The sequence below is a fragment of the Azospirillum sp. VT-I1 genome (assembly GCF_055698305.1).
Window position 1 is genome coordinate 290,001 of the sequence record NZ_CP168804.1, and the last position, 24,458, is coordinate 314,458.

The following is a 24,458-nucleotide window of genomic DNA, read 5'->3' on the forward strand; positions in this document are numbered from 1 at the left end:
TCGGGTAAGTTCCGACCTGCACGAATGGCGTAACGACTTCCCCGCTGTCTCCAACACCAACTCAGCGAAATTGAACTCTCCGTGAAGATGCGGAGTTCCCGCGGTCAGACGGAAAGACCCCGTGCACCTTTACTACAGCTTTGCAGTGGTGCTAGGGACTTCATGTGTAGGATAGGTGGGAGGCTTGGAAGCATGGGCGCCAGCTCGTGTGGAGCCATCCTTGAAATACCACCCTTGAAGTCTCTGGCATCTAACCGTGGCCCGTGATCCGGGTCCGGGACCCTGCATGGCGGGTAGTTTGACTGGGGCGGTCGCCTCCCAAAGTGTAACGGAGGCGCGCGATGGTGGGCTCAGAGCGGTCGGAAATCGCTCGTCGAGTGCAATGGCATAAGCCCGCCTGACTGCAAGACTGACAAGTCGAGCAGAGACGAAAGTCGGCCATAGTGATCCGGTGGCTCCACGTGGACGGGCCATCGCTCAACGGATAAAAGGTACGCCGGGGATAACAGGCTGATGACTCCCAAGAGTCCATATCGACGGAGTCGTTTGGCACCTCGATGTCGGCTCATCACATCCTGGGGCTGGAGCAGGTCCCAAGGGTTCGGCTGTTCGCCGATTAAAGTGGTACGTGAGCTGGGTTTAGAACGTCGTGAGACAGTTCGGTCCCTATCTGCCGTGGGTGTCGGAGTTTTGCGAGGATCTGTCCCTAGTACGAGAGGACCGGGATGGACATACCTCTGGTGCACCGGTTGTCACGCCAGTGGCATGGCCGGGTAGCTAAGTATGGACGGGATAACCGCTGAAAGCATCTAAGCGGGAAACCCACCTCTAAACCAGAGCTCCCTTGAGAGCCGTGACAGACCATCACGTCGATAGGAGGCATGTGGACGGGCAGCAATGTCTGAAGCTAAGCCTTACTAATCGCTCGATCGGCTTGATCTCGACCCCACATTACCGCGCCATGCGCAGCAGCAAGCCTGCTTGACGCACACACCGCAGTTCGATACATCCTCGACCTCACTTGCACTGAACAGCTATACGCTTCGGATAGCGTCGGTCTTGAGCCTCGGTGACCTGGTGGTCATGGCGAGGTGTCAAACACCCGATCCCATCCCGAACTCGGCCGTGAAAAGCCTCCGCGCCAATGGTACTGCGTCTTAAGACGTGGGAGAGTAGGTCGCCGCCAGGTCACTCAGGCTCAAGAGACGCTAAAACTCGAAGCAAACGCTGGCATCGTCACGATCCATCATCCACAATAGGACATCCGCGGGGTGGAGCAGCCCGGTAGCTCGTCAGGCTCATAACCTGAAGGCCGCAGGTTCAAATCCTGCCCCCGCAACCACCGACACTTGGCGCCCCGGTTCGAAAGAGCCGGGGCGTTCGTGCGTCTGGGCCTTGCCCATCCGGGCGGCGCCCTCGCAGACCGCCAGCACGCCGGCCAGCTCGCCATGCAGGTCGGCATCCAATCCTGCGCCGGCAGGGGAGGGCGTCAGGACGACGCGCTCGATCATGATCCGCACCATCTCCATCGCCTCGGCGCTGTCCTCGCCGCCAGCGAGAGCAGCCTCCAGCGCTTCCACCTTGCGGCGGTAGAGGTTCGACAGCTGGGGGTGCAGCAGGACCGACGGCAGGTCCGCATCGGGCTCCTCGGCCGCGGCAATGAGCTGGGCCTTGTCCGCCTCCAAGGTAAGCGGTGTTTTCAGGCCACGGCAGTTTCGGCCTGCTGGGCATAGCTCCAGGGCAGCAGCTCATCGAGCCTGGTGATCGGATGTCCGCCGGCGAGTTTGGTCAGGACATCGGCGAACCAGGGCTGCGGATCGACACCGCTGAGCTTGCAGGTTTCCACCAGCGACGCGATGGTCGCCCAGTGCTCACCGCCGCCGTCGCTGCCGGCGAACAGAGCATTCTTGCGCGTGAGGGCCAGCGGGCGGATGCTGCGCTCCACGCTGTTGCTGTCGATCTCCACCCGGCCATCGTCGAGGAACAGCGTCAACCCCTCCCAGCGGCTGAGCGCGTAACGGATCGCCTCGGCCAATGTCGATTTGCGCGACACGGTCGCCAGTTGCTTTTCCAGCCACGTCTTCAGTTCCGCAATCAGCGGCGTCGAGCGGGCTTGGCGCTCCCGGCGGCGCGCTTCGGAGTGATGGCCGCGGATCTCGGCCTCCACCGCGTACAGCTGGGCGATGCGCCGCAAGGCTTCGCTGGCGATCGGCGCCGAGCCGCCGGTCTGGAGATCATAGAAGCCGCGGCGGACGTGCGCCCAGCAGAAGGCGAGGCGCACGGCTCCGCCCTCGGCCAGCTTGCGATAGCCGGCATAGCCGTCGACCTGGAGCACGCCGGTGAACCCCTGCAGATGCATCACGGGGCGTTCCCCCTTACGATCGGGAGCATAGACGTAGGCCACCGCCGGCGGCTCCGGTCCGTTCCAGGGGCGATCGTCGCGTGCGTAGGCCCAGAGCTGGCCGGTCTTCGTGCTGCCCCGTCCGGGGTCGAGCACCGGCGCCGTCGTCTCGTCGGCGAACAGCTTGCCCGACCCCCTCAGGCTGGCCAGCAATCGTTCATGAAGAGGCCGCAGATACCACGCCGCCCGTCCGACCCAGTCGGCCAGGGTGGAGCGGTCGAGATCGACACCCTGGCGCGCGTAGATCTGGACTTGGCGGTAGAGCGGCAGGTGATCGGCGTACTTGGACACCAGCACGTGGGCGATCAGCGCCTCGGTGGGGATGCCGGCGTCCACGATGCGCGCCGGCGCCGCGGCCTGCACGACGCCCTCCTCGCACTGGCGGCAGGCGTATTTCGGCCGGCGGGTCACCAGCACCCGGAAGCGGGCCGGGATGAGATCCAGACGTTGCGAGACATCCTCGCCGATGGGATGCAGCGTGCCGCCGCAACACGGGCAGGTCTTGTCGGCGACATCGATGAGGATCTCCTCGCGCGGCAGATCGGCCGGCAGGTTGCCGCGGTTCACCCGACGCCGTGGCGGCGAAGGGGCCGGCTTGGCCGCCGCGGAGCCGGCGGGCTCGGCCTCCTTGGCGGCCAGCGTCTGCTCCAGGTCCTCCAGCGCCAAGGCCAGCTGGTCCGGATCAAGGCGCTCGGCCCGCCGGCCGAAGCGATGGCGCTGCAATTCCCAGATGATCTGGCGCAGCCGGGCGATCTCCTCCTCGGCCGAGGAGCGGGCCGCCGTCAACTCCGCGGCATGCCGGAGCCGTTCGGCCAGCAGCAGGGCACGCAGTTCGTCAGGATCGCTGGGAAGGGTTTCAGGCGCGGTCGTCACGTCCACCAGTATAGCGGCGGCTTGCGCAGTCCTCGCCTGCGAAAAGGCAAGCGAGTCGCTGTGTCGCAGCTCAGCCGGCGGACGTCGGCCGAGGCACCCGCACGCCCCGCACCCGGGTCCAGTCCAGCCCCTCGACGAGCGCCGAGAGCTGAGCCGGGGTCAGCCGGATCACGCCGTCGCGGATCGCTGGCCAGCGGAACTGGCCGGCCTCCAATCTCTTCGCGATGAGAACCAGTCCGGTGCCGTCCCAGTGCAGGAGTTTCACCCGGTCGGCTCGCTTGGAGCGGAAGACGTAGATGACCCCGCTGAAGGGATCAGCCCCCAGCTGCTGCTGCACCAGGGCGACCAAACCATCCATACCCTTGCGGAAATCGACCGGCTTGGCGGCGACAAGAACCCGCACCGCGCCCTCGATGCCGATCACCGCGACGCCCTCACCGCGCGCAACACCGCCTTGACGGTGGCGCTGTCCATGCCGGCCGGTACGCGCACCACCGCATCGCCGATCTGCACTTCGATGGCCGGGAGTTCCTTCGGTGCGGCTGGGGGCGGCGTGGTGTCCAGCACCACCGGCGCAAACACGAACCCCTCTTCCTGGAAGCGGTTGACGGCACGCGCTTCCCGGCGCCAGCCGAACACCTGCTGGGGCCGCAATCCGTGACGCCGGGCCACTTCGGAGACCACGACCCCGGGTACCGCCGCCTCAGCCAGGATCCGCGCCTTCTCCTCTGGCGACCAGGTCCGGCGCCCTACATCGCCCGTGATCACCTCCATGCGGCGCACCCGGACGGGCTCCTGGTCAAGCGTAAGGTCGAGCGTAGACACAAACCGTTCTCCCGATCATGCGATCCGGGAGATTCGCTCCACCCCGATCCCGCCGAAAGGTGGGACCAGAACACCGCTTACCCTCCAAGATGGTCAGGCGCTCTTTCATCGACTCGTGGTACAGCCCGTCCTCGATCGCCTTCAGGATGCCGACGATCTTGCGCTCGACTGCTGCCAGTTCGCGCTCGCGCGTGCGGCGGTTGGCTTCGCGGTCGGCCGTTGCCGCTTCCACGCCGGCACGGAAGCTGTCGACGAACTCCTGGATCAGTTCGGGCGCCAGCAAGCGCTCCTTGAGACCGGTGAGGACCCGCCGCTCGATGTCGAAGCGGCTGATGGTGCGATCGTTGCTGCAGTTCCCCTTATTCCTGTGACTGGCGCAGCCATAGCGGTCCTTGGCCATGATGGTCTAGTTGCCGCCGCAGCTGAGATGGTCCCGGTTTCGCGGCGAGTTCGCTAAGCTTGGTTCGCCCAGGAAGAAGGACGGACCCGATGACGGGAAAACGGAAGCGGTATTCGGCGGAGTTCAAGGCGAAGGTGGCGCTGGAGGCGATCGGAGGCGGGAGCTGATCGAGCCGGAGCATCCGCGGCTGTCGATCGCCCGGCAATGCGAGCTGTCTGGCCGTACCTGCTGCGCGACGTGACCATCGACCGACCCAACCAGGTCTGGTGCGCTGACATCACCTACATTCCGATGCGCCCGGGCTTCCTGTACTTGGTGGCGGTGATGGACTGGGCGACGCGCAAGGTCCTGAGCTGGCGGCTGTCGAACACCATGGACGTCGAGTTCTGCATCGAGGCCGTGGAGGAGGCGATGGCGCGGCGCGGCCGGTGGATCGACTACTACAACATCGACCGTCCGCATTCCGCGCTCGGCGACAGAACCCCGGAGGAGGCCTGCCAGGGTACACCGGAACCTATCAGATTGGCGGCATGACACGGACCTGAGCCAAGCTTAGAAAAGCCGCAAATCTGTCCGCGAAACCAGGACCATCTCAGCTTGATGAAGCTGTGCACAATGAAGAGGGGTGGTTCGGCCGATCGCCGGCAACGGGGCGATGTCGGCGGTGGCCTTGCCGGATGGGCTCCATGAGCATGGTGGCCCCGGCGATCTGTCAGCCGGGCTCTATCGCCTGAATCGCCACGGCGCGGCCGTCCGAGTGTTTGCGCCTCAAAGCCTTCCAAGGCGCATATTCCGGTGAATTGAAGAAGGTCCTGATGTCGTCCTTGGAAGGAAAGGCAACGATCAGCACGCGGTTGTTCCATGCCCCTTCCAGAACGATGCCGTTGTCGTCATAGGCGATCGGTGTGCCGCCGAACCTCTTCAGAAGCGGCAGCACATGTCGTTCGTACTCTTCCATTTTCGGAATGTCGAAAATGCTGATGTCGATTACAAGATAGGCCGTCACTATTATCTCTCTGCTGCTCGATTGATGTGCTCAGGCATCTAATCAGAGTGCGGAGATAAGATTTAGACAGCCAGATCGGACAGCGCTGTTCCAGCAGTGGGACAATCGGAGCGCTTATGGGCAGGGAACGTGACCAGGCAGGGCTGCGCCAGCCCGAGGGATCTCCCCATGATCGGGGAGGGCGTCCGCCCAGAATGGCGGGACGATGTGCTGATGGACGTCGATGCGGTCGGGGGCTGCCATGACGGCCTCCGGCGATGATCGGTCGAACGGCGGCTGGGTGAGGGCGCGCCGGCGGGGGTATGGGGCGCCCTCCCTGGCGGGATCAGATCACTGCCAGCAGGCCGCCATCGACGGTCAGGGCGTGGCCGGTAACGTAGCTGGACAGGTCGGAGCCGAGATAGGCCACCGCATCTCCGATCTCCGACGGCTGCCCCAGGCGGCGCAGAGGAGTGCGCTGGCGGAAGCCTTCTGACGCCTCGGCAATGCCGGGGGCGGTGCGCAACAGCACCGTGTCGATGGTACCGGGGGCGACGGCGTTCACGCGGATGCCGTCGGGACCGAGCGCGTCCGCCAGCGACTTCGCCATCAGGACCACGCCGCCCTTGCTGGTCGAATAGGCCACCGTTATACCGGCGCCGACGATGCCGCCCATGCTGGCCATCAGCACGATGCTGCCGGCCTTGCCCTTCGCCTTCATCTGCCGGGCCGCCGCCTGGGCGCCGAAAAGCACGCCGTCCAGGTTCACCGCCATCAGCCGCCGGTAGTCCTCCTCCGGTACTTCAGCGCCGTCGGTGCGCAACGTGATGCCGGCGTTGGCGACGAAGACATCGACGCCGCCGAATTCCTCCGCCGATGCAACCAGCGCGTCGTTCTCGGCGCGCTTGCTGACATCCGTCTTCACGAAGACGGCGGGCACGCCCAGCGCCCGGATCGTCTCGGCGGTCGGTTCGCCGCCTTCTCGCGGTGTTTCCGTCACGTCGGGGACGATCACCGCGCGGGCGCCATGCTCGGCAGCGCGTAGTGCGATCGCCCGGCCGATGCCGCTCGACGCGCCGGTCACCACGACCACCTTGCCATTCAGAATGTTGCTCATCGTCGACCTCGTGGGGGAGAGGAAGGCGCGCCGGATCAGGCCGACACACCGGCGGGCTGGGCCGGAGACTGAGCGGCGGGTAGGGCGCCCAGTTGTTCCAGCAGCTTGTAGAGGTTGGCGACACCCCAATGCTCGACGATGCGGCCGTCACGCACGCGCATGGCGTCCACCGTCTCGAAGGCGATGGCCTTGCCGGTCGGGGCGATGCCGAGGAAAGGTCCCTGGTGGGTGCCGTGATAGGTCTTGTAGGTGGTGACCAGATCGCCGTCGGCGGCCTGCCAGTGGATGTCCGCATGGAAATCAGGGAAGGCGGCGCGCAGGGCCTTGTACAGGCGCAGTGTGCCGGCCCGGTCGGGCGTGCCACCCGGCTGCGGTGTATGGTCGATGTAGTCGGGGGCGAAGAGTTCCTCGAACAGGGCGTAGTTGCCGCGGCCTTGGACCTGCTCGGTATTTAGACGCACGACGGCGATCGCCGCCTGGCTCTGGGGCGTGCTGGACATTGCGAAACCCTTTCAAGTGCCAACGGTCAGCCGAACAGCTTGGCCGAGGTGAGGGCGACGAGTTCGCCCTGGTGGCGGGCGCCGGCCAGATCGATCTCGGTCGGCTGGCGCGACCCGTCGCCGGCGGCGACCGTGGTGGCGCCGTAGGGCGCGCCGCCGACGATCTCGTCGGCACTCATCTGGCCCTGGTGGCTGTAGGGCAGGCCGACGATGACCATGCCGAAATGCAGCAGGTTGGTGATGATCGAGAACAGCGTGGTCTCGTTGCCGCCATGCTGGGTCGCGCTGGAGGTGAAGGCGGCGCCGACCTTGCCGTTGAGTGCACCGCGTGCCCACAGCCCGCCGGCCTGGTCGAGGAAAGCCGCCATCTGCGAGGAGATGCGGCCGAAGCGGGTGCCGGTGCCGACGATGATGGCATCATACTGCTCCAGCTCGGCCACGGTGGCGACCGGCGCGCTCTGGTCGAGCTTGAAGTGGGCGTTCTTCGCCACCGCTTCCGGCACCGTCTCGGGCACGCGCTTGACGTCCACCGCCGCGCCGGCGCTGCGCGCGCCTTCGGCAATGGCATGGGCCATCGTCTCGATGTGGCCGTAGGAAGAGTAGTAGAGGACGAGAACCTTGGCCATGAAAGCGATCCTTTTCGTGTTGGTGCGGATTGCGGTGGCGGCGCAGGGGAAGGGCCGCGGGTTGCGTGGCAGTCCTGCCGGAATGCATTCACCGTCAGGATGCTAAGCGGCCCGGCTACGGTCGCACGACCGACAATTCGTCACCGCGTGGATGACAAAGCGTCAGCCGCGCCGGCTTGGGACTCAGGAACGCAGATTGGCGAGGTGAAGGGCGAAGGCGCTTTTCATCGTCGCGAGCGGATCGGCCGCCATGGCCGGGGAAACGCAGCGTCCCTCGGTGAAGGCCGAGGACAGGCCGTAGAGCTGGGCGCCGCTTGCGACGGCGGCGATGCAGGGGTCGGGATCGCCTCTGAGCATACCGGAGGCCGCGGCCGCACCGAACCATGCGAACCAGTAGCCGGTCATCTCGTCGATCTGGTGCTGGGCATCCGCCGACCGCGGCAGGCTGCCACAGGAGGCGGTGATGATCTGCATATGGACGGGGTGCGCGTATGACCAAGTGAGATAGGCGTCACCGGCGGCGCGGACGCAGTCCAGGGGATCGGATTTGGACAGGAAGGATGCCTCGACCGCGATCCGCAGGCTACCGACCGCCTTGTCGACGACGGCCAGCATCAGGTCGGCCCGGCTCCTGAAATGCTTGAAGGGTGCCGAGGACGAGACATCGACGCGCCGCGCCGCCTCGCGGACGGAGACCCCCTCGATCCCCTTTTCCCGGACGATGTCGAACGTCGCGTCGACCAGCGCCTCCGCCAGCTTGCCATGGTGATAGGGGCGAGGCTCGCTGGCAGGGCGTTCCTTGCGGATGGTCATCCGATGCTCCGGAGCGCGACGTCGGATGCCAGCGCCGGCATTCGCCCCGTCTCGAACGCTCCCGTCGGTACTCCCGCGGGCGTACGCGTGGTGAAGGCGTTGCTGGCGGTCCTCAAATGCTTGAGGAGTGCGTCGGTCCTGGCGTTGGGGGCGCTGCCCGGCTGGCGATACACATAAGTGCAGGCAAAGCCCGCGTGCCAGTCGCCCAAGATGCGGACCAGCCGCCCCTCCTCCAGTTCGGTGGCGGCGACGAAGCGGGGAAGCTTTGCGATGCCGCCGCCCTGGATCGCCGCCATCAGCACCATCATCGGCGTGTTGAAGCTCAGATGCCGGCTCGCCTCGATCGCGACCTTCTGCGTGCCGCGGGTGAACAGCCAGGGGGTTCGGCGGCGTTCGTTCGTCTCGTCGAGCAAAAGCGTGTGCCCCGCCCCGGCCAACTCTGTCGGTATCGTCGGCGCCGATTTCGCCCTCAGATAGCTGCGTGAGGCGCAGAGGATCGACTCGCTCTCGAACAGCGGTTCCCCGGCCGCGCCCGGCCAGTCGGCATCGGCAAGGTGCATCGCCAGATCGAACGGCCCGGCGCCTGGATCCAGCGGCCGCTCCTGCACCTCCAGCCGCAGGTTCACTTCCGGATGGGCTTCGGTGAAGCTGCGGATGACGGGCAGGAGGAAATGGCTGGAGGCCGAATCGGCGTTCAGCCGGATGGTGCCGGCGAGGCCGCCGTTCGACGACCGCACGGCGCTTGCGGACTGTGCCAGCTGTTCCAGCAGGGGCAGGGTCTGTTCGTAGAATCGGCGGCCATCCTCGGTGATTCGGATTCCTTGCGGAGTGCGGTGAAAAAGGCGGGTGCCGAGTCGCTCCTCGAGCCGTCCGATCGCCCTGCTGACTCCGGAGGTCGTCAACCCGACGACTTCCGACGTCCGGACGAAGCTGCCCGTCTCGACAGCGGCGGCGAATACCCCGACGCCGCTGATTACCCTACCGTCGAACCGAGTCATCTGACCTCTCCCGGTCTTTTGTTCGAACCGGCAGCCGATCGCGTTCTTCGACGCGGTCCGGAGCGCGGTCTCTATCCCAGGATAGGGTGCATGCGCACGGGAGGACGGCGCCAGCAATGATCGAACCCGCTCGATGAAACTTTAAAATACAATAACTTCAATAGCTTAAACTTAAACCGGACGTTGGGGAGGCTACCTTCCCCCTACGGGAGCGTTGCCAAAGTAAGCATTTGAACACATTGTTTCCGCCGACCTGCATGATTTGGTGAACGAGGGTCCATGCTCCATTCCACGACCATCGCCCCCCGTTCGCCCGGCAAGGGTGAGCATTCCGCTCCGTTATCGGGTGCATGGCGATGAACACCGAGCCGGAACTCGGCGTCGATATCGGGGCCTTGTCGGCGCGGCTTCGGTTTAATCCGGAAGACGGCTGCATCTGGCTCGAGCGCGAGCGCATGATGCTCGTGCATCTCTCCGCCTATGCCGCCTTCCGCAAGGAACTGATCGAGACGGTGGGGCAGGAGGCGGCGAAGCGGATGCTGATGCGCATGGGTCATGCCGGCGGCAGTTCCGATGGGGCGCTGGCGCGACGCGCCCGGCCGGAATCCGACATGCTGACCAACTTCCTGGCCGGACCGCGGCTGCACGCCATTGAAGGCATGGTGGTGGTGGAGCCCGTCGCTCATTCCTTCGATCCGGCGACGAACTTTCACGCCGGAGAATGGATCTGGCGAAACTCGATCGAGGTCGAAGCGCATCTGAAGGAACATGGCCTGAGCAAGGAGCCGGTGTGCTGGAGCGCCATCGGCTATGCGACCGGCTACACCAGCGTCTTCATGGGCCGCCCGATCCTGTACCGGGAGGTCGAATGCCGGGCGATGGGCCATGCCCAGTGTCGCATCGTCGGCAAGCCGGCGGAGCTTTGGGAGGATGGCGCCCGCGACGACCTGCAGAATGGCCTGTGCCTGTCCGAACCGTGGAACAGCGACACCGACCAGTGGGAGCGGACGGCCGGCGTGGCTGCCCCGGCGCTGGAATGGTCGGACGGCCGGCTGCTCGGCATGTCGCCCAACTTCGTCTCCACCATGGATCTGATCGGCAAGGTCGCGCCGACCGACGCCCCGGTGCTGCTGGTTGGCGAGGCCGGTGTCGGAAAGAAGACGAGCGCGCGCGCCCTTCACCGCTTGAGCAAGCGCGCGCGGCAGCCCCTCGTCCATTTCAGCTGTTCGATGGCAACCGGCGACGCGCTGGATGCTGAGCTGTTCGGCGTCGAGAAGGGCGTTCTGGCCGGTGTGGCGGTGTCTCGCAATGGCCGGGTGGAGCGGGCCAACGGCGGGACCCTGTTCCTGGAGGACGTCCATTGCCTCGACGCGCGGGCGCAGTCGAAGCTGCTGCGGGTGCTGCAGGCCGGCGAGGTGGAGCGGCTTGGCGGCGGCCAGCCGCGACCGGTTAAGGTCCGCATCATCGCCGCATCGACACCAAGGCTGACGGCGGCGGTGCGGGACGGCAGCTTCCGCGAGGATCTCTATTACAAGCTCAGCGCCTTTCCGATCCGTCTGGCCCCCTTGCGTGAACGGCGGTCGGACATCCCGTTGCTGCTGAAGCATTTCGTGACGGAGTTCGCCTGCCGCCACGGCAAGCTGATCCGATCGGTTGCCCAGAGCGCCATCGCCTTCCTGTTGACCTACGAGTTTCCCGGAAATGTCGCCGAGCTGGAGAGCATGATCGAGCGTGCGGTGATCCTTGCGCCGGAAACCGGGACGATCGACCTGTCGCATCTCTCCTCGCCGCTCGACCAGGACAGTCCGCGCTTCTTCAGCGTTTCGCAGGCGGGGCGGCTGTCGATGGGTGGGAGGGAGGAGCCGGCGCCGACGGATGGCGGTCCCTCGCTCGACCAGCTTCTCGACGGCAATTTCTCGCTCGAGACCTTCGAGAGCGAGATCATCGCCCGGGCGGTCGAACGTGCGTCCGGCAATCTCAGCGCCGCCGCCCGCGAATTGGGAATGACGCGCCCCCAGCTCGCCTATCGCTTCCGCAAAAGCCGCGGGATGGGGGAGGACGAAGCCAAAGACGCGTTTTAGAAGGGGAAGTTCCTGTTATTCCGGCTCGAACCCGCCGATCGTCATGCCGCCATCCACCACCAGCATGTGCCCATATACGTAGCTGGCGCGGTCTGAGCACAACCAGACGGCAGCCTCGGCGACCTCCCGCGGGTGGGCGCCACGCTGGGGCGAGAAGGCACCACCGACGATCTTGACGTCGCTCGGGTTGATTGCCGCCGCATGGACCTCGACGAGGGCTTGGCCGGGACCGGGGACCGGCACCGGCAGATCCTGAAGGGACAGGACCGAGGGGTCGCCGGTCCGTTCGAAACGTAACGCTTGCATGACGATGTCCTCCGGCCGCCACCGCGGCTGTCAATGGCGGCCATCAAAAAGGCTTCAGGGAATCAGCAGGAGCAGTCCGTCGCGGTTGCGCGATGCGATGTCCTCATGGGCGCGGGCGGCCTCGGCCAGCGGGTAGCGGCTGAGGCGCAGCGTTCCGAACACGCCCCGCCGGTGGGCGTCGAAGACCTCCGCGCCGGCGCTGGCGAGGAGCGGTCCGCGGACCAGCTGGGCCGTGCTGCCGCCCGACAGCCGGATGCGGCGGCTTGCCAATGTGTCGCGATCGACCTCCGGCCGGCCGGAGGCTGCGCCGATCATGACGATCTCGCCGCCGTCGCGGATCGCCGCCACGGAGGCCGGGAAGGTGGCGCGGCCCACGAATTCGCAGACGACGTCGAAGCCGTCCGGGACCAGATCACGCAGCCGGTCTGCCAGACGCGGATCATGGGAGTCGACACCCGTGACACTCGACCCGTCCAGGACACCGAGTTTGGCGGCGGAGCCGGTGCCGACGACCCGCGCGCCCAAGGCATCCGCCCAACGCGCGGTGAGCGAGCCGACGCCCCCGCTGGCGCCCTGGACGAGGACCGCTTCACCCGGTTCGACGGGATGCAGATGGCGGATCGCCACCCAGGCGGTCAGTCCCTTAGTCATGATGGCGGCGGCGTCGTCGAAGGCGATATCGTCGGGCAACCGGATCAGAACCTCCGCCGGGACGTTGCGCAGTTCGGCGTAGCTGCCCGGCGCGAAGAAATAGCCGACGCGGTCGCCGACTTCATACTCCGTCACGCCCGGACCGACCGCCTCGATGACGCCGGCGGCCTCGACCCCGCCGACCGCCGGAAGCGCGGTGTTGAAGCTGCCGTCGCGGAAGGCGGTGTCGACGAAATTCACGCCGATCGCCCGCGCACGGAAGCGGACCTCGCCGGGGCCGGGCAGGGGAACGTCCTCGTCTTCAAGGACGAGCACCGATGGCGGGCCGGGATGATGGAAACGGACGACGGCGCTCATCGGCAGGCCAGCCGCAGCATTGCGCGCGGCTGCTCCTGCGGAGGGATGGCATCTGACATGGGGCTGCTCCTTGCAGCTGGGGTGCCACTGTGGGCATGCCGGGCGGCGCCATCGCGGCGCCGCTGCGGTCCCGCGGGTCAGGCGGCGGTCGCCATCGCGTTCAGCAATTGCAGCTCCCAGGCCAGCGCGCTGGCGCTGGCGCCGCCATGCTCCAGAATGATCTCCGCGGTTTTCGCCGCCTGTTCGGTCCGCGCCCAGTCTCGCTGGAGTTCGGAGATGAAGACGATGGTGGTCATCGGCACGGCACCGGCCTGGACCATGCGGGCGATGCCCATCTCATGGGCTTCCTGGCTGGTGCCGCCGGACGCGTCGGTGACGAAATAGACCTCGTAGCCGTCGCCCAGCGCATGGATCACCGGGAAGGCAAGGCAGACCTCGGTCCACAGCGCGGCGAAGACCAGCTTCTTGCGGCCGGTGCGCCGCACCCATTCCACGCAGTTCTCGTCTTCCCAGGTGTTGATGAAGGTGCGGTCGATCGGCGTCTGTTCTGGAAAAACCTCCGCCAGCGGTTTCAGGATGTTTCCGCCGCGGTCCTTGATGACGCTCGTCAGCAGCGTCGGCACGCCGAAGGCTTTCGCCGACTTCGCGAGCGCCACGACATTGTTGACCATCAACGAGACGTCGATGTTCTTCACGCCGGCGACCTGGAAGGGCTGATGGTCGATCAGGATCAGGGCGCAGTTGTCGGGCGTCAGCATCGTGCCGAGGCCGGTCTTTTGAAAGGAGTCGCTGCTCATGATGGAGTCCTTCGTCAGGTGATCCGTCGCGGCGCCGTCGCCGCCTGGAAGCCGATGAAGGAAGCCTATGGGGGTGGCAGGTCCGCCGGCGAACGCGGTTTGGTCACGCGCCGTTGCGCGCGCGGCAACCGGTGCTCACCGGATACCTGCCTCCCTCAGCGCGGTGGCGATGAATCCATCCGCCGCAGGCGTGAGGGTGCCGTGATGCCACGCGATGCCGAGCTCGACTGACGGAGGCTGGGGCGACAGCGGCAGGAACGAAACACCGGCGCGGGCGAGGTTGCGCAGCGACTGCGGCACCAGGGCGAAGCCGAGGCCGGCCGACACCAGGCTGATGATCGTCTGCATCTGAACCGCTTCCTGTCCGTGCGGAACATCGGATTGCGCCGTCGCCAGAAAGCCCGTCACCAGATCACCGGCCGCAGTCTGGCGGAGGAACTGGCGGACGTCATAGACGGTGTGGAGCTGTTCGGTGGGGCTGCTGGCGCGGATCACTGCCAGCCGGGGTATTTGCGTTTCATGAACGCCGTCCCCCAGGTCGGAGGTCACGCGGTCCAGGATCAGCGAGAATTCGGTCTCCTTAAACATGGCAGCTTCCATTCCGGTCAATCCGCAGCCCGCCATCCTAGCGTCTTTGCCTCGGCATCCCCAATCCCCCGGTTGATCCCGTGGAGGGTCGTGCAACCCTTCACGAGGATCGGACCAGAGGGTTCGGACCAGAGGGTTCGGACCAGAGGGTTCGGACCAGAGGGTTCGGACCAGAGGGATCGGACCAGAGGTATTGGCCTGTTGCGCTGCCGGTCGCCTTACTTGCCCCACTCGGGGCCGCCGTCGGTGCAGGTCTGTCCGCCATCGACGGCGAGAGTGGCACCGGTGATCCACCGGGCCTCGTCGCTCGCCAGGAAGGCGATGGCGGAGGCGATCTCCTCTGGCTTGCCGGCGCGGCGCAACGGAATGCGCTCCCATGCCTTTTCGAGCAGCGCCTCGTCTTCCATGATCGCATCGACCATGCCGGTCACGGTCAGGCCGGGGCATACCGTATTGGCGCGCACGCCGTACTTGCCGTTGTCGCAGGCGACCGACCGCGTCAGGTTGGCGACGGCCGCCTTGGCGGCGTTGTAGCCCGCGTGGCTCCAGCCGCCGCCGAGGGAGGACACCGACCCAACATTAACGATCGAGCCCTTGGTCTTGCGCAGATGCGGCAGGGCGGCCCGCGTCAGGAAGAAGACGCTGTCAACATCGGCGCCCATGCAGGCGCGCCAGTCCTCGTCCGAGGTCTCGTCCACCGTGCCGACCAGATTCATGCCGGCGGCGTTGACCAGCGTGTCGATCCGCCCGAAACGCTCGACCGTCGCGCCGATCAGGGCGTCGCAGTCGGACCGCTTAGACACGTCGGCCGCGAACAGGAGAATGCGGTTCCGCACCATGTCGGCGGAGGCTTTTTCCAGACGGTCCCTGTTACGGCCGGCGATTACCACGCTGGCCCCTTCGGCGAGGAACCGGCGGGCGGTGGCTTCGCCGATCCCGGAACCGCCGCCGGTCACGACGACCACCTTTCCAATGAACCTGTTCATGGGATGTCTCCTGAATAATGGTGTGGAGCGGCCTGCGGGGTCAGCCGTCTGAGGAGGCGGCGAACTCCGTGCTGCTGGTCAGCGCCTCCCAGGCGCGGAATTCGCGGCCCATCTCGTCCAGCTTGGCCATGGCGACGGCATAGGCATCGTTGCCGAGCAACAGGCGCTTGGGCGGATCGGCCGACAGCACTGCGGACGCGATGGCCTGGGCAGCTCGGGCGGGGTCGCCCGGCTGACGGCCCACCGACTGGCGATAGGCGCGGCGGGCCTCGCCGGCGGTCGCGTCATAGTCCGGGATGCCCCCGGCGGCCTCAGTGGAGGAACCGGCCCATTCCGTGCGGAAGGCGCCGGGCTCCACCGTCATCACATGGATGCCGAGCGGTGCCGTCTCGATGCGCAGGCTGTCGGACAGGCCCTCCACCGCATATTTCGAGGCGCAGTAGAAGCCGACCGCCGGGAAGCCTTCCAGCCCGCCGATGGAGGTCAAGTTGACGATGGTGCCGCTTCGCCGACGGCGCATGCCGGGCAGGACGGCGCGGATGGTCGCGGCGGTCCCGAAGAGGTTCACGTCGAACATCCGGCGGACCTCGGCCTCGTCACTTTCCTCGACGGCGGCGAAATAGCCGATGCCGGCGTTGTTCACGAGAACGTCGATCCGGCCGAACCGGGCTTCCGCCTGCTGGACGGCCTGTTCGGCCTGGGCCGGGGCGGTCACGTCCAGCGGCAGGATCAGGGCATCGCCGCGCTGGGCAAGCTCTTCGACCTGTGCGGGTTTGCGCGCGGTCACGACGACCTTCTGGCCGATGTCGAGAAGATGGCCGGCGATGTTGCGGCCGAAGCCGGTGGAGCATCCGGTCACGAGCCAGACGCGCTGGTCGTTGCTCTTCATCCTACTCTCCAGAATCAGCGTGGGGCGAAGTTGGAGGTCAGCCGTTGGGCGGTGTGGATCGTGACGCCGTCCGCGCACAGGTCGGGCAGCGCGGCCATGAAGGACTGGACATAGGGGGTGCGCATGTGGGCGTCGAAATCGTCCTGGCTGGCCCAATTTTCGTAAACGAACCAGAGGTTCGCATCCTCATCCGAGCGGTGGATGTCGTAGCGCAGGCATCCAAGTTCGGAGCGGGTCGGTTCGACCAGGGCGAGCAGGCGGGCGCCGAGCGTCTCGCCCAGTCCCGGTCTGGCGGCGAAAAACGCCGCCTTGGTTAGAATGGTCATCGCAATACGGGTCCATGCTGGGGATGAAAAGGGGGCGGTGCGCCTCAACCGGCGGTGACGGTCATGCCGCCGTCGGCCATCACCACCGCGCCGACCATGAAGCTGGCCCGGTCCGACGCCAGGAAGGCGACGACCTCGGCGATCTCCTCGGGCTGGGCGGCGCGGCCGATGGGGGCGGCCTTGCCGTGGTCGGCCAGGAAGTCGCGGCCGTTGTCCATGAAGTGGTTGAGAATGTTGGTCACCACGTCGCCGACGCCGATGGCGTTGACGCGGATGCCGTGCGGGATCGCCTCCAGCGCCTGGGTACGGGTCAGCTGCGCCAGGGCACCCTTCGACGCGGTATAGGCGGCGATGCCGGGGAAGGCGAAATAGGAGGCGTAGGAGGCGATATTGACGATTGCGCCGCGCTTGCGCGGCATCATCGCCTTCATCGCTTCGCGGGAATGCAGGAAGGCGCCGGTGACGTTGGTCGCCAGGATGCCTTCCCACTCCTCGCGGCTGGTCTCGGTCAGCGGCTTGTAGATGATGCGGCCGGCATTGTTGACGAGGATGTCGAGCGCGCCGAAGCGCTCCTGCGCCAGTTCCACCGCCCGTTCGGCGCTGCCGTCGGCGGCGATGTCGGCGACCAGCGGAACCAGACCCGGACGGGCCAGCGCCTCCACCGCGGGGTTGATGTCCTCCGCGATCACCCGGGCGCCGCGGGCGTGCAGCAGTTCGACGGTGGCGCGGCCGATGCCGCTGGCAGCACCGGTCACGATGGCGACCTTGCCTTCGACTTCGTTTACCGTGTTGACGATGCTGGTCATGATGGCTGCCTCTTCGTTGCTGGTTGGGGTGCCGGTCGATCGGCCGGCTTGGTCCAGAAGTTAGCGGCGGGGGCCGGCCGGAATAATCGGCTGGGATTCGAATGGGTTGTTCGGAACCGCCGCATAATCGACGGGCGGACAAACGGAGCTTCTGACATGCGGTCGACTGGGAATGCCGATCTTCGCGCCTTCATCGCGGTTGCCGAGCTGGGCAGCTTCACCCGCGCGGCGGAGCAGCTGGGGCTCGCGCCCTCGTCGCTGAGCCAGACCATCCGCGGGTTCGAGGAGAGGCTTGGCGTGCGCCTGCTGCAGCGGACCACGCGCAGCGTGTCGCTGACCGAGGCGGGTGAGCGGCTTCTGCTGCGGGCCCGTCCGGCGCTGGCGGAGCTGGATGCGGCGCTGGACGACATCGGCCATCTGCGCGACCGGCCGGCCGGAGTCGTCCGCGTCCGCAGCCTGCGCGCGGTGTACCGGCGCCATGTCGAGCCGATCCTGGCCGGCTTCCACCGCAGCTATCCGGACATCACGCTGGACATTCTGGTGGACGACGCGGTGGTCGACCTCGTCGCCTCCGGCTTCGACGTCGGCTTCACTCTGGGCGAGGTGGTGGAGCGGGACATGGTCGCCCTGCGGCTGGGCGGCGACCTTCGCCAGATCGCGGTGGCGTCGCCCGACTATGTCGCCCGCCATGGCCGGCCGGAAACGCCGAAGGAGCTGCTGTCCCACCGCTGCATCCGCTGGCGCTGGCCCGGCCGCATCGCCCCTTACAACTGGGAGTTCTTCGTCGATGGCGCCTGGATGGAGGTGGAGGTGAAGGGGCCGCTGGTGCTGAGCGACCAACGCCTGACCATTGAGGCCGCGGTGCAGGGGATCGGCATCGCCTTCTGGATCGAGCATGAGCTGCGCCCCCTGATCGCCGAGGGAAAGCTGGTCCCGCTGCTGGAGGAGTATTGCGCGCCCTTTCCCGGCTTCTTCCTCTGCTATCCGCAGCAGCGCCAGATGGCGCCGGCGCTTCGTGCCTTCATCGATGCCGTCAAGGCGCATGGCCACGGCCTGACCTCCTCCTGAGGGGCTTCATTTTCCGCGGCCCTTCAACTGGCACCTGAAGCTCGGCTTGATTATCCCCCGCGCGCGGGCAACATTGTGCCGAAATCCGATCCAATTGGCGGGTGCAGATGCAGGACCTGAACGACACCATCGCCTTTGTGAAGGTGGTGGAGGAAGGCAGCTTCACGAAGGCCGCCCGGCGGCTGCGGCTGCCGAAGACGACGTTGAGCCGCAAGGTGCGCGATCTCGAACAGCGGCTCGGCATCCAGCTTCTGCACCGGACCACCCGCCGCATCGGGCTGACCGAGGCCGGGACGGTGTATTTCGACCGCTGCCGGCGGATCGCCGAGGAGCTGGAGCAGGCAGAGAACGCCGTTGCCCAACTGCGCGACGCGCCGCGCGGCTGGCTGCGTGTCACGATACCGCCGTCCTTCGGCATGAAGGTCATCGCGCCGCTTCTGCCCGAATTCCGGGACCTCTATCCCGATGTCCGAGTCGATCTGGTGCTCAGCCATGAAACCCTGGATCTGGTGGCGCGGGACATCGATCTGGCGATCCGGATGGGACCGTTGCCGGACTCCACCATGGCGGCCCGCAAGCTGGGCGTCCTATCCCGCCATGTCTACGCGTCGCCCTCCTATTGTGCAGATCATGGGATGCCGACCCACCCCGACGACCTTGCCCGGCATCTGACACTGGCCACCCTGACCGCATGGCGGCCTTCCGGCCATGAGTGGCGCCTGACGCGAAACGGCAGAGGCCAAGCCGGGGAGCAGCTGGACATCGCCATCGATCCGGTGATGACGGCCGACGATCCGGAGTTGCTGATCCCGACGCTGCTGGCCGGTGGCGGGCTGGTCCTGTCCACCGACTTCGCCATGCGGCCCTATCTGGCTAACGGCCAGGTGCAGCGGGTGCTTGCCGATTGGAGGGGATCGGATGTCGACCTGCACGCCGTCTTTCCCAGAGGACGCATTCAACCGCCGAAGGTACGGTCTTTCCTGGAGTTCCTGGTGACGCGTATCGATTTGGGGAGTTGGCCCGACGGCGGATCGGCCGGGCTAACGTTGTACCGGTGACCGTGGGTGGATCGGCCGGACGCCGCCTTCTCCCTCCCGCCTCGGGGAGTGGCCGAAGACACGCTTGTACGCATGGCCGAAAGCGCTCTCGGAGGCATAGCCGAGGCTGGCCGCCAACTCTCCGATGGTGATGCGGCCCTCGCGCAGGGCCGATCGGGCACGCTCCATCCGCAGGCGCCTGAGATAGTCAAGCGGCGCCGTCCCGACGAGCCGGCGAAATCGGGATGCGAAGGCCGACCGGGATATGCCGGCGGCCGACGCCAGGGATCCGACGGTCCAGGGCTCGGCGATCTCTCCGTGCATTAGAGTCAGGGCGCGGCCGATCCGCCGGTCCGCCAGGGCACCAATCCACCCGGCGCTATCGTCTCCATGGTCGGCTACATAGGCACGCAAGGCCTGGACCATGATGATGGAGGCAAGCCCCCGTGCGACCATCGTGCCGCCAATTTGCGGCCGTGCCATTTCTTCGTTCAGAAGCTCGAGCATGTTGCGCAAAGCCACTGCCGCTGGACGGCCTGCCGGCACCGGCATGACAGGCGGCAGAGCCTCCACGATCAGCCAGGAACTGCTCTCTTCGAAGACCAGCCCGCCGCCGAGCAGCACCGTTTCACCGTCGCCCAGCCGAACCGTGTTCTGCCCATCGTCCGGGAATAGACCGGTGCCGTCCGCCGCCGTTACCGCGGGATCGCTCGCCACCGCATACGGGGTGTCGCTGAGCAGGAAGACATCGCCGGCCCGAAGGTGATGCGCTGGCTGGTCGGGCAGCAGCAGCCAGCACTGTCCCCGCAAAACGGCTACCAGCTTCAACCTCGACCGTCCGGGAAATTCCAGCGCCCAGGCTCCACCGGCTTCGAGCCGGGTGCAGCGCATGCTGCGGACCTGGAGCAGGGACAGCACGTCCGTGAACGGATCGGCCGCGGATATGGACGCTTGCGACGAAATCATGGGGTCTGAAGCATAGACCATCCGGCAGCCCGGCACAAAACTGAAGGCCTCGGCATCAGTGACAGGGAATGGTCATGGCAATGGACGGAAAAATCATCGCGATCACCGGGGCCAGCAGCGGCATTGGTCATGCGACTGCGCTTCTGTTGGCCGGACAGGGTGCGACGCTCGTGCTCGGTGCCCGGCGCCTGGATCGACTGGACGAGTTGGTAAACAATATCCGTGGGATGGGGGGTAATGCCGTCCGGATCGCCACCGACGTCAGCAAGCGCGAAGACTTGGAGGCGCTGGTAGCGTTGGCAGTGGAGCGTTACGGCCGGTTGGACGTGCTGGTCGGCAATGCCGGCATCGGCCCCATCGCCCCGTTCGACAACGGCACCGTCGAGGATTGGGACACGATGATCGACGTGAACGTGAAGGGCGTCCTCTACGGCATCGCCGCCGCCCTTCCGGTGTTCCGGCGGCAGGAAGCCGGGCATTTCATCAACGTGATCTCGACCGCCGGGCTCAAGATCGTCCCGACGCAGGGGGTTTATGCGGCAACAAAAAATGCCGTTCGGACGATCACCGAAGCCCTGCGTCAGGAGGCAGGGGCGAAACTGCGCGTCACTGCGGTTTCTCCCGGCATGGTGAAGACCGACTTCACCGACTCCATCCGGGATTTGGCAACCAAGCAGGCGATCGGCGAGCGGATGGCGGGGGTGGCTATTCCGCCGGAGGCCGTCGCACGGGCGATAGCCTTCGCCATCGCCCAGCCCGCGGATGTCGAGCTGAGCGAGATCGTCATTCGCCCGACCGCACAGGCCTGACATGATCCTCGGACCGGTCAGCCCTGTCTGATCAGGCTATGGACCATCAGCGCGCCGCCGAACTGCTGCAGGCGACCGCCCTCGGCGATGCGGCCCAGCGTGATGGGGGCATAGCCCAGCCGCTCAATCAGGCCGGCAACCTCGGCGTTGGCACCGTCGTCGTCGCCGGACAGGAACAGGACGCGGCGCCCGTTCTCCTGCGGATCCTTCGCCAGAACCGCCGCCGGCAGGGTGTTGAAGGCCTTGACGACGCGCGCACCGGGCACGGCTTCGGCCACGATGTGGGTGGATTGGCGGCCGCCCAGGTCGCGGGGGGTGAAGGCCGGGAAGTCGATGGCGTTGGTGGCGTCGACGACGATGCGGCCGTTCCAGGCCGGCGCCCCGTGCACGGCATCGCGCACCGCGTCGTACGGCACCGCCAGGATGAGGATGTCGGCGGCGAGCGCGTCCTGCACCGTGGCGGGAACGACGCTCGGCCCCAGATCGTGGGCGAGGTCGGCCAGGGTTTCCGGCCCGCGGCTGTTGGCGAGCAGAACCTCGATGCCCTTGCGGGCGAACTGGCCGGCGACGGCGGCGCCGATGGCGCCCGAACCGAGGATGGCGTAGGTGGTCATGGTGATGGTCCTTTCGAGACAAGAGGTTGGATGAGGGATCAGGCCGCGCGGGGTGCCGCGGGCTTTGAAGTCGGTTCCGGAACCGGGATGAATTCGGTTTCGCCGGGGACGGCGGGGAAGCGGCCCTCACGCCAGTCCTGTGCGGCCTGTTCGATGCGCTCGCGCCGGCTGGCCACGAAGTTCCAGTAGATGTGCCGCCGTCCGTCCAGCGGTTCGCCGCCCAGCAGCATCAGCCGGGCCGGGCCGACGGCACGCAGAACGATTTCCGCCCCCGGCCGGAAGACGATCAGCTGGTCCTTGCGGAAGACGCCGTCCTCGGACACCACCTCCACCGCGCCGTCGACGACATAGGCGGCGCGTTCGATATGCTCGGCGTCGATGCGCAGCCGGGCGCCGTCCTGCAGGACGACATCGGCGTTGAACAGATCGGAGAAGGTGTGGGTCGGCGCCCGCCGGCCCAGCAGCGATCCAGCGATCAGCCGCAGGTCGATACCCTCGCCTTCGATCCGCGGCAGCGCGTCTGCCGCCACATGCTGGAAGGTGGGATCGGTCTCCTCATGCTGCGCCGGCAGGGCGATCCAGCTTTGGAAGCCGAACAGCCGGTGTCCGCTGCTGCGGGTGGCGGGGGCAGTGCGTTCGGAATGGACGATGCCGCGCCCGGCGGTCATCAGGTTCACCGCCCCCGGCTCGATCGTCTGAACGAAGCCCTCGCTGTCGCGATGGACGATTTCGCCCTCGATCAGGTAGCTCAGGGTCGACAGGCCGATGTGCGGGTGGGGGCGGGTGTCCATGCCCTCGCCGGCGGAGAAGGTCACCGGGCCGAAACTGTCCAGGAAGATGAAGGGGCCGACCGACCGGCGCATGGCCGACGGCAGGGAGCGGCGGACCTGGAACCCGTCGCCGATGTCGCGGATGGCAGGCAGCAGGATGTGTTCGACGCCGGCGGCAGGGCGGACGGTCATGGCGGGAACTCCCGGTTTTGGAAGAGGCGGCGCCGGGCTGGTTCCTTTGGAGGAGTGGTCCGGCGCTGCTGGTGAGGGAAAGCTAACGCCGCTGGACCTTCGGAAAAACCGGGATAAGATGGATCAAAACGTTCGAGAAATTGGAAATGTCAGATCCCGGCACCCCGACCTTCGACCAGCTCCGCGTTTTCCTGACCGTGGTCGATACCGGCAGTTTCGCCGGAGCAGCGCGCAAGCTGGGGCGGGCGACCTCCGTCATCAGCTATTCCATCGCGAACCTGGAGATGCAGCTGGGCGTCTCCCTGTTCGACCGCGAGACCACCAAGCGACCGCAGCTGACCGACGCCGGCCGCGCCGTTTTGTCGGAGGCGCGGACCATCGCCAACGGCATGGGCAGCCTGCGAGCCAAGGTGAAGGGCCTGATCGAGGGGCTGGAGTCCGAGGTGCTTCTGGCGCTCGACGTCATGCTGCCGGCCTGGCGGGTGGTTGATGCGCTGAAGGCCTTCCGCGAGGCCTACCCGACCGTGACCCTGCGCCTGCATGTCGAGGCACTGGGTGCGGTGACCCAAATGGTTCTCAACCGTGCGGCGACGATCGGCATCAGCGGGCCGCTGGACATGGAGATCGACGGTATCGAGCGGATCGGCGTCGGCTTCGTCGAACTGGTGCCGGTCGCCGCCCCCTCCCACCCGCTGGCGATGGCCGGGCGCAATCCGCCCGGCGCGGGGCGCGAGCATGTGCAACTGGTGCTGACCGACCGCTCCACCCTGACGCAGGGCTGGGAGTTCGCGGTCATCGGCACGCGCACCTGGCGGCTGGCTGATCTCGGTTCCAAGCACATGCTGCTGCGCGAGGGGATCGGCTGGGGCAACATGCCCCTGCCGATGATCCAGGAGGATCTGGACAGCGGGCGGCTGGTGCGGCTGGACATGCCCGACTGTAAGGGCGGCCCCTACCGGCTTCAGGCTGTCCACCGCACCGACAGCCCGCCGGGACCGGCCGCCTCTTTCCTGATTTCCCGTTTCGAAAGCCAGATGGCGGGGTGAGGGCGTTCCGCCTTTTGATTGTTCCCGTAGATGCAACGGATTTCTTCCGACTGCTTGGTTTATCGTTCCTAGAAGAACGGTTAGCGTCCCGGCATTGACCGGCACGGCAATCCGTTCGCGTCCGGCCCGATCCCGATCTCTCCCAAGGATCCAAGGACGCGGATCATGAGCCAGTCCACCTCCCTCTGCGTCGCCGCCGGCGACACCCTGTCGACCCTGTCCTGCAAGCTGCACAGCGCCGGCTGCTCCGTCGTTCGCGGGGTGCTGGACCTGCTGATGATGCCGTCGGGCAATCAGCGGCTTCTCGGCTGGCTGGGCAACCACCTGCTGTCGATTGCCGGCCAAATCGGCAGCGGTGCGTCGGACCTGCTTCCGGCCCATCCCATGGCAATCGGCCCTTTCCTGGCCGCGGTCGGCTGCGCGGCGATCCTGGCGCTGCGCTCACTCGGCACCGCGGTGGTGCTGGCGGTCGTCATGCTGATCGGCGCGCATGTTCTGGTCCTGCAACTGCCGCCGGAACTCGCCACGTCGATCAAGGGCGTCGAATTCCTGATGATCGCCGGCTTGCTCGCGGTCGGCGCCGCTCTTCGCCACACGACGCGCTGAACATATTGGCTGCCTTGACAGGTAA

General features: G+C 66.6%; 26 protein-coding genes, 1 tRNA gene, 2 rRNA genes and 2 pseudogenes (1 of these 31 only partly in view). 10 read left to right on the forward strand and 21 right to left on the reverse strand.

All coding sequences use genetic code 11. The features are described from left to right. The 3 genes from AB8P05_RS23600 to AB8P05_RS23610 form a co-directional block, all read left to right on the forward strand. A 23S ribosomal RNA gene (locus AB8P05_RS23600) occupies positions 1 to 942 on the forward strand; it begins 1,803 nt to the left of the window's first position. 131 nt (positions 943 to 1,073) lie between these two features. Then, positions 1,074 to 1,189 (forward strand): 5S ribosomal RNA (rrf, locus tag AB8P05_RS23605). 76 nt (positions 1,190 to 1,265) lie between these two features. Beyond that, positions 1,266 to 1,342, forward strand: a tRNA-Met gene (locus AB8P05_RS23610). A 357-nt stretch (positions 1,343 to 1,699) separates the two neighbouring features. Here AB8P05_RS23610 and tnpC read toward each other — a convergent pair. The 4 genes from tnpC to AB8P05_RS23630 all read right to left on the reverse strand — a co-directional run bounded on the left by tnpC (position 1,700) and on the right by AB8P05_RS23630 (position 4,499). Beyond that, positions 1,700 to 3,274, reverse strand: a complete 1,575-nt coding sequence (tnpC, locus tag AB8P05_RS23615; protein ID WP_472760587.1) for an IS66 family transposase — start codon at positions 3,272 to 3,274, stop codon at positions 1,700 to 1,702. A gap of 70 nt (positions 3,275 to 3,344) precedes the next feature. Further along, positions 3,345 to 3,698, reverse strand: coding sequence for an IS66 family insertion sequence element accessory protein TnpB (gene tnpB / locus AB8P05_RS23620; protein ID WP_472760588.1), 354 nt, complete (start codon positions 3,696 to 3,698; stop codon positions 3,345 to 3,347). Continuing rightward, on the reverse strand, positions 3,695 to 4,099 hold the full coding sequence (gene tnpA / locus AB8P05_RS23625) for an IS66-like element accessory protein TnpA (protein ID WP_472760589.1): 405 nt from the start codon (positions 4,097 to 4,099) through the stop codon (positions 3,695 to 3,697). Before tnpA ends, tnpB begins: the two co-directional genes overlap by 4 nt. Further along, positions 4,074 to 4,499 (reverse strand): hypothetical protein, encoded by a 426-nt coding sequence (locus tag AB8P05_RS23630; RefSeq protein WP_472761119.1) that lies wholly within the window; start codon positions 4,497 to 4,499, stop codon positions 4,074 to 4,076. The genes tnpA and AB8P05_RS23630 overlap by 26 nt, the downstream gene beginning before the upstream one ends. A 213-nt stretch (positions 4,500 to 4,712) precedes the next feature. Between AB8P05_RS23630 and AB8P05_RS23635 the strand changes: the two are divergent. Beyond that, positions 4,713 to 5,033 (forward strand): annotated as a pseudogene (locus AB8P05_RS23635) (transposase); the annotation flags it as partial. Positions 5,034 to 5,211: 178 nt separating this feature from the next. Here the strand turns inward: AB8P05_RS23635 and AB8P05_RS23640 are convergent. The 6 genes from AB8P05_RS23640 to AB8P05_RS23665 form a co-directional block, all read right to left on the reverse strand. Beyond that, complete coding sequence (locus tag AB8P05_RS23640; protein WP_472761120.1) at positions 5,212 to 5,505, reverse strand: DUF1330 domain-containing protein; 294 nt, start codon at positions 5,503 to 5,505, stop codon at positions 5,212 to 5,214. A 325-nt stretch (positions 5,506 to 5,830) separates the two neighbouring features. Next, on the reverse strand, positions 5,831 to 6,601 hold the full coding sequence (locus AB8P05_RS23645; RefSeq protein ID WP_472761121.1) for an SDR family NAD(P)-dependent oxidoreductase: 771 nt from the start codon (positions 6,599 to 6,601) through the stop codon (positions 5,831 to 5,833). Positions 6,602 to 6,636: 35 nt separating this feature from the next. Further along, a complete protein-coding gene (locus AB8P05_RS23650) occupies positions 6,637 to 7,101 on the reverse strand; it encodes an ester cyclase (protein ID WP_472761122.1) in 465 nt (154 codons plus the stop codon). A 26-nt stretch (positions 7,102 to 7,127) separates the two neighbouring features. After that, positions 7,128 to 7,727: an NAD(P)H:quinone oxidoreductase gene (wrbA, locus tag AB8P05_RS23655; RefSeq protein ID WP_472761123.1), complete on the reverse strand. Its 600-nt coding sequence runs from the start codon at positions 7,725 to 7,727 to the stop codon at positions 7,128 to 7,130. Positions 7,728 to 7,910: 183 nt separating this feature from the next. Beyond that, positions 7,911 to 8,540 carry a TetR/AcrR family transcriptional regulator gene (locus tag AB8P05_RS23660; RefSeq protein ID WP_472761124.1) on the reverse strand — a complete coding sequence of 210 codons (630 nt, stop codon included), beginning with the start codon at positions 8,538 to 8,540 and terminating at the stop codon, positions 7,911 to 7,913. After that, positions 8,537 to 9,538, reverse strand: a complete 1,002-nt coding sequence (locus AB8P05_RS23665) for a LysR family transcriptional regulator (RefSeq protein ID WP_472761125.1) — start codon at positions 9,536 to 9,538, stop codon at positions 8,537 to 8,539. Before AB8P05_RS23665 ends, AB8P05_RS23660 begins: the two co-directional genes overlap by 4 nt. 356 nt (positions 9,539 to 9,894) lie before the next feature. Here AB8P05_RS23665 and AB8P05_RS23670 point away from each other — a divergent pair, with 356 nt between their 5' ends. Then, positions 9,895 to 11,619, forward strand: coding sequence for a sigma 54-interacting transcriptional regulator (locus AB8P05_RS23670; protein ID WP_472761126.1), 1,725 nt, complete (start codon positions 9,895 to 9,897; stop codon positions 11,617 to 11,619). A 15-nt stretch (positions 11,620 to 11,634) separates the two neighbouring features. On the opposite strand, the pseudogene AB8P05_RS23675 reads toward AB8P05_RS23670, so the two are convergent. The 8 genes and pseudogenes from AB8P05_RS23675 to AB8P05_RS23710 form a co-directional block, all read right to left on the reverse strand. Further along, positions 11,635 to 11,763, reverse strand: a pseudogene (locus AB8P05_RS23675) (SDR family oxidoreductase); the annotation flags it as partial. Between the two features lie 216 nt (positions 11,764 to 11,979). Next, entirely contained in the window at positions 11,980 to 12,933 is a 954-nt protein-coding gene (locus tag AB8P05_RS23680; protein WP_472761127.1) for an alcohol dehydrogenase catalytic domain-containing protein, read from the reverse strand. 137 nt (positions 12,934 to 13,070) lie between these two features. Next, a complete protein-coding gene (locus tag AB8P05_RS23685; protein WP_472761128.1) occupies positions 13,071 to 13,730 on the reverse strand; it encodes a hydrolase in 660 nt (219 codons plus the stop codon). Between the two features lie 135 nt (positions 13,731 to 13,865). Then, complete coding sequence (locus AB8P05_RS23690; protein WP_472761129.1) at positions 13,866 to 14,318, reverse strand: LysR substrate-binding domain-containing protein; 453 nt, start codon at positions 14,316 to 14,318, stop codon at positions 13,866 to 13,868. Between the two features lie 218 nt (positions 14,319 to 14,536). After that, the gene (gene budC, locus AB8P05_RS23695) at positions 14,537 to 15,304 is read right to left on the reverse strand and encodes a meso-2,3-butanediol dehydrogenase (protein WP_472761130.1); all 768 of its coding nucleotides are present in this window, start codon (positions 15,302 to 15,304) and stop codon (positions 14,537 to 14,539) included. A gap of 40 nt (positions 15,305 to 15,344) precedes the next feature. After that, positions 15,345 to 16,193, reverse strand: coding sequence for an oxidoreductase (locus AB8P05_RS23700; RefSeq protein WP_472761131.1), 849 nt, complete (start codon positions 16,191 to 16,193; stop codon positions 15,345 to 15,347). A gap of 14 nt (positions 16,194 to 16,207) precedes the next feature. Then, positions 16,208 to 16,519, reverse strand: a complete 312-nt coding sequence (locus AB8P05_RS23705; protein ID WP_455173382.1) for a putative quinol monooxygenase — start codon at positions 16,517 to 16,519, stop codon at positions 16,208 to 16,210. Positions 16,520 to 16,563: 44 nt separating this feature from the next. Next, positions 16,564 to 17,325 carry an SDR family NAD(P)-dependent oxidoreductase gene (locus AB8P05_RS23710; protein ID WP_472761132.1) on the reverse strand — a complete coding sequence of 254 codons (762 nt, stop codon included), beginning with the start codon at positions 17,323 to 17,325 and terminating at the stop codon, positions 16,564 to 16,566. A 156-nt stretch (positions 17,326 to 17,481) separates the two neighbouring features. Here AB8P05_RS23710 and AB8P05_RS23715 point away from each other — a divergent pair, with 156 nt between their 5' ends. Together AB8P05_RS23715 and AB8P05_RS23720 are read left to right on the forward strand one after the other, a co-directional pair. Then, positions 17,482 to 18,393 carry a LysR family transcriptional regulator gene (locus tag AB8P05_RS23715; RefSeq protein WP_455173384.1) on the forward strand — a complete coding sequence of 304 codons (912 nt, stop codon included), beginning with the start codon at positions 17,482 to 17,484 and terminating at the stop codon, positions 18,391 to 18,393. A gap of 107 nt (positions 18,394 to 18,500) precedes the next feature. Beyond that, positions 18,501 to 19,451, forward strand: coding sequence for a LysR family transcriptional regulator (locus tag AB8P05_RS23720; protein WP_472761133.1), 951 nt, complete (start codon positions 18,501 to 18,503; stop codon positions 19,449 to 19,451). On the opposite strand, the gene AB8P05_RS23725 is transcribed toward AB8P05_RS23720, so the two are convergent. Further along, on the reverse strand, positions 19,434 to 20,396 hold the full coding sequence (locus tag AB8P05_RS23725) for an AraC family transcriptional regulator (protein ID WP_472761134.1): 963 nt from the start codon (positions 20,394 to 20,396) through the stop codon (positions 19,434 to 19,436). The genes AB8P05_RS23720 and AB8P05_RS23725 overlap by 18 nt on opposite strands. 74 nt (positions 20,397 to 20,470) lie before the next feature. Here AB8P05_RS23725 and AB8P05_RS23730 point away from each other — a divergent pair, with 74 nt between their 5' ends. Next, complete coding sequence (locus tag AB8P05_RS23730; protein ID WP_472761135.1) at positions 20,471 to 21,205, forward strand: SDR family oxidoreductase; 735 nt, start codon at positions 20,471 to 20,473, stop codon at positions 21,203 to 21,205. Between the two features lie 17 nt (positions 21,206 to 21,222). On the opposite strand, the gene AB8P05_RS23735 is transcribed toward AB8P05_RS23730, so the two are convergent. Both AB8P05_RS23735 and AB8P05_RS23740 read right to left on the reverse strand, forming a co-directional pair. Continuing rightward, complete coding sequence (locus tag AB8P05_RS23735) at positions 21,223 to 21,819, reverse strand: NADPH-dependent F420 reductase (protein WP_455173388.1); 597 nt, start codon at positions 21,817 to 21,819, stop codon at positions 21,223 to 21,225. A 38-nt stretch (positions 21,820 to 21,857) separates the two neighbouring features. Then, positions 21,858 to 22,781 (reverse strand): pirin family protein, encoded by a 924-nt coding sequence (locus AB8P05_RS23740; protein ID WP_472761136.1) that lies wholly within the window; start codon positions 22,779 to 22,781, stop codon positions 21,858 to 21,860. A 146-nt stretch (positions 22,782 to 22,927) separates the two neighbouring features. Between AB8P05_RS23740 and AB8P05_RS23745 the strand changes: the two genes are divergently transcribed. Together AB8P05_RS23745 and AB8P05_RS23750 are read left to right on the forward strand one after the other, a co-directional pair. Further along, entirely contained in the window at positions 22,928 to 23,827 is a 900-nt protein-coding gene (locus tag AB8P05_RS23745; protein ID WP_455173390.1) for a LysR family transcriptional regulator, read from the forward strand. Positions 23,828 to 23,992: 165 nt separating this feature from the next. After that, a complete protein-coding gene (locus tag AB8P05_RS23750) occupies positions 23,993 to 24,433 on the forward strand; it encodes a hypothetical protein (RefSeq protein WP_455173391.1) in 441 nt (146 codons plus the stop codon). The last annotated feature ends 25 nt before the right edge of the window (positions 24,434 to 24,458 follow it).

What these genes read in the sequence shown, in the direction of transcription:
- AB8P05_RS23630 (WP_472761119.1), bottom strand. Translation starts at nt 4,499, where the DNA reads ATGGCCAAGGACCGCTATGGCTGCGCCAGTCACAGGAATAAGGGGAAC.
- AB8P05_RS23645 (WP_472761121.1), bottom strand. Translation starts at nt 6,601, where the DNA reads ATGAGCAACATTCTGAATGGCAAGGTGGTCGTGGTGACCGGCGCGTCG.
- AB8P05_RS23650 (WP_472761122.1), bottom strand. Translation starts at nt 7,101, where the DNA reads ATGTCCAGCACGCCCCAGAGCCAGGCGGCGATCGCCGTCGTGCGTCTA.
- wrbA (WP_472761123.1), bottom strand. Translation starts at nt 7,727, where the DNA reads ATGGCCAAGGTTCTCGTCCTCTACTACTCTTCCTACGGCCACATCGAG.
- AB8P05_RS23660 (WP_472761124.1), bottom strand. Translation starts at nt 8,540, where the DNA reads ATGACCATCCGCAAGGAACGCCCTGCCAGCGAGCCTCGCCCCTATCAC.
- AB8P05_RS23665 (WP_472761125.1), bottom strand. Translation starts at nt 9,538, where the DNA reads ATGACTCGGTTCGACGGTAGGGTAATCAGCGGCGTCGGGGTATTCGCC.
- AB8P05_RS23670 (WP_472761126.1), top strand. Translation starts at nt 9,895, where the DNA reads ATGAACACCGAGCCGGAACTCGGCGTCGATATCGGGGCCTTGTCGGCG.
- AB8P05_RS23680 (WP_472761127.1), bottom strand. Translation starts at nt 12,933, where the DNA reads ATGAGCGCCGTCGTCCGTTTCCATCATCCCGGCCCGCCATCGGTGCTC.
- AB8P05_RS23685 (WP_472761128.1), bottom strand. Translation starts at nt 13,730, where the DNA reads ATGAGCAGCGACTCCTTTCAAAAGACCGGCCTCGGCACGATGCTGACG.
- AB8P05_RS23690 (WP_472761129.1), bottom strand. Translation starts at nt 14,318, where the DNA reads ATGTTTAAGGAGACCGAATTCTCGCTGATCCTGGACCGCGTGACCTCC.
- budC (WP_472761130.1), bottom strand. Translation starts at nt 15,304, where the DNA reads ATGAACAGGTTCATTGGAAAGGTGGTCGTCGTGACCGGCGGCGGTTCC.
- AB8P05_RS23700 (WP_472761131.1), bottom strand. Translation starts at nt 16,193, where the DNA reads ATGAAGAGCAACGACCAGCGCGTCTGGCTCGTGACCGGATGCTCCACC.
- AB8P05_RS23705 (WP_455173382.1), bottom strand. Translation starts at nt 16,519, where the DNA reads ATGACCATTCTAACCAAGGCGGCGTTTTTCGCCGCCAGACCGGGACTG.
- AB8P05_RS23710 (WP_472761132.1), bottom strand. Translation starts at nt 17,325, where the DNA reads ATGACCAGCATCGTCAACACGGTAAACGAAGTCGAAGGCAAGGTCGCC.
- AB8P05_RS23715 (WP_455173384.1), top strand. Translation starts at nt 17,482, where the DNA reads ATGCGGTCGACTGGGAATGCCGATCTTCGCGCCTTCATCGCGGTTGCC.
- AB8P05_RS23720 (WP_472761133.1), top strand. Translation starts at nt 18,501, where the DNA reads ATGCAGGACCTGAACGACACCATCGCCTTTGTGAAGGTGGTGGAGGAA.
- AB8P05_RS23725 (WP_472761134.1), bottom strand. Translation starts at nt 20,396, where the DNA reads ATGATTTCGTCGCAAGCGTCCATATCCGCGGCCGATCCGTTCACGGAC.
- AB8P05_RS23730 (WP_472761135.1), top strand. Translation starts at nt 20,471, where the DNA reads ATGGCAATGGACGGAAAAATCATCGCGATCACCGGGGCCAGCAGCGGC.
- AB8P05_RS23735 (WP_455173388.1), bottom strand. Translation starts at nt 21,819, where the DNA reads ATGACCACCTACGCCATCCTCGGTTCGGGCGCCATCGGCGCCGCCGTC.
- AB8P05_RS23740 (WP_472761136.1), bottom strand. Translation starts at nt 22,781, where the DNA reads ATGACCGTCCGCCCTGCCGCCGGCGTCGAACACATCCTGCTGCCTGCC.
- AB8P05_RS23745 (WP_455173390.1), top strand. Translation starts at nt 22,928, where the DNA reads ATGTCAGATCCCGGCACCCCGACCTTCGACCAGCTCCGCGTTTTCCTG.
- AB8P05_RS23750 (WP_455173391.1), top strand. Translation starts at nt 23,993, where the DNA reads ATGAGCCAGTCCACCTCCCTCTGCGTCGCCGCCGGCGACACCCTGTCG.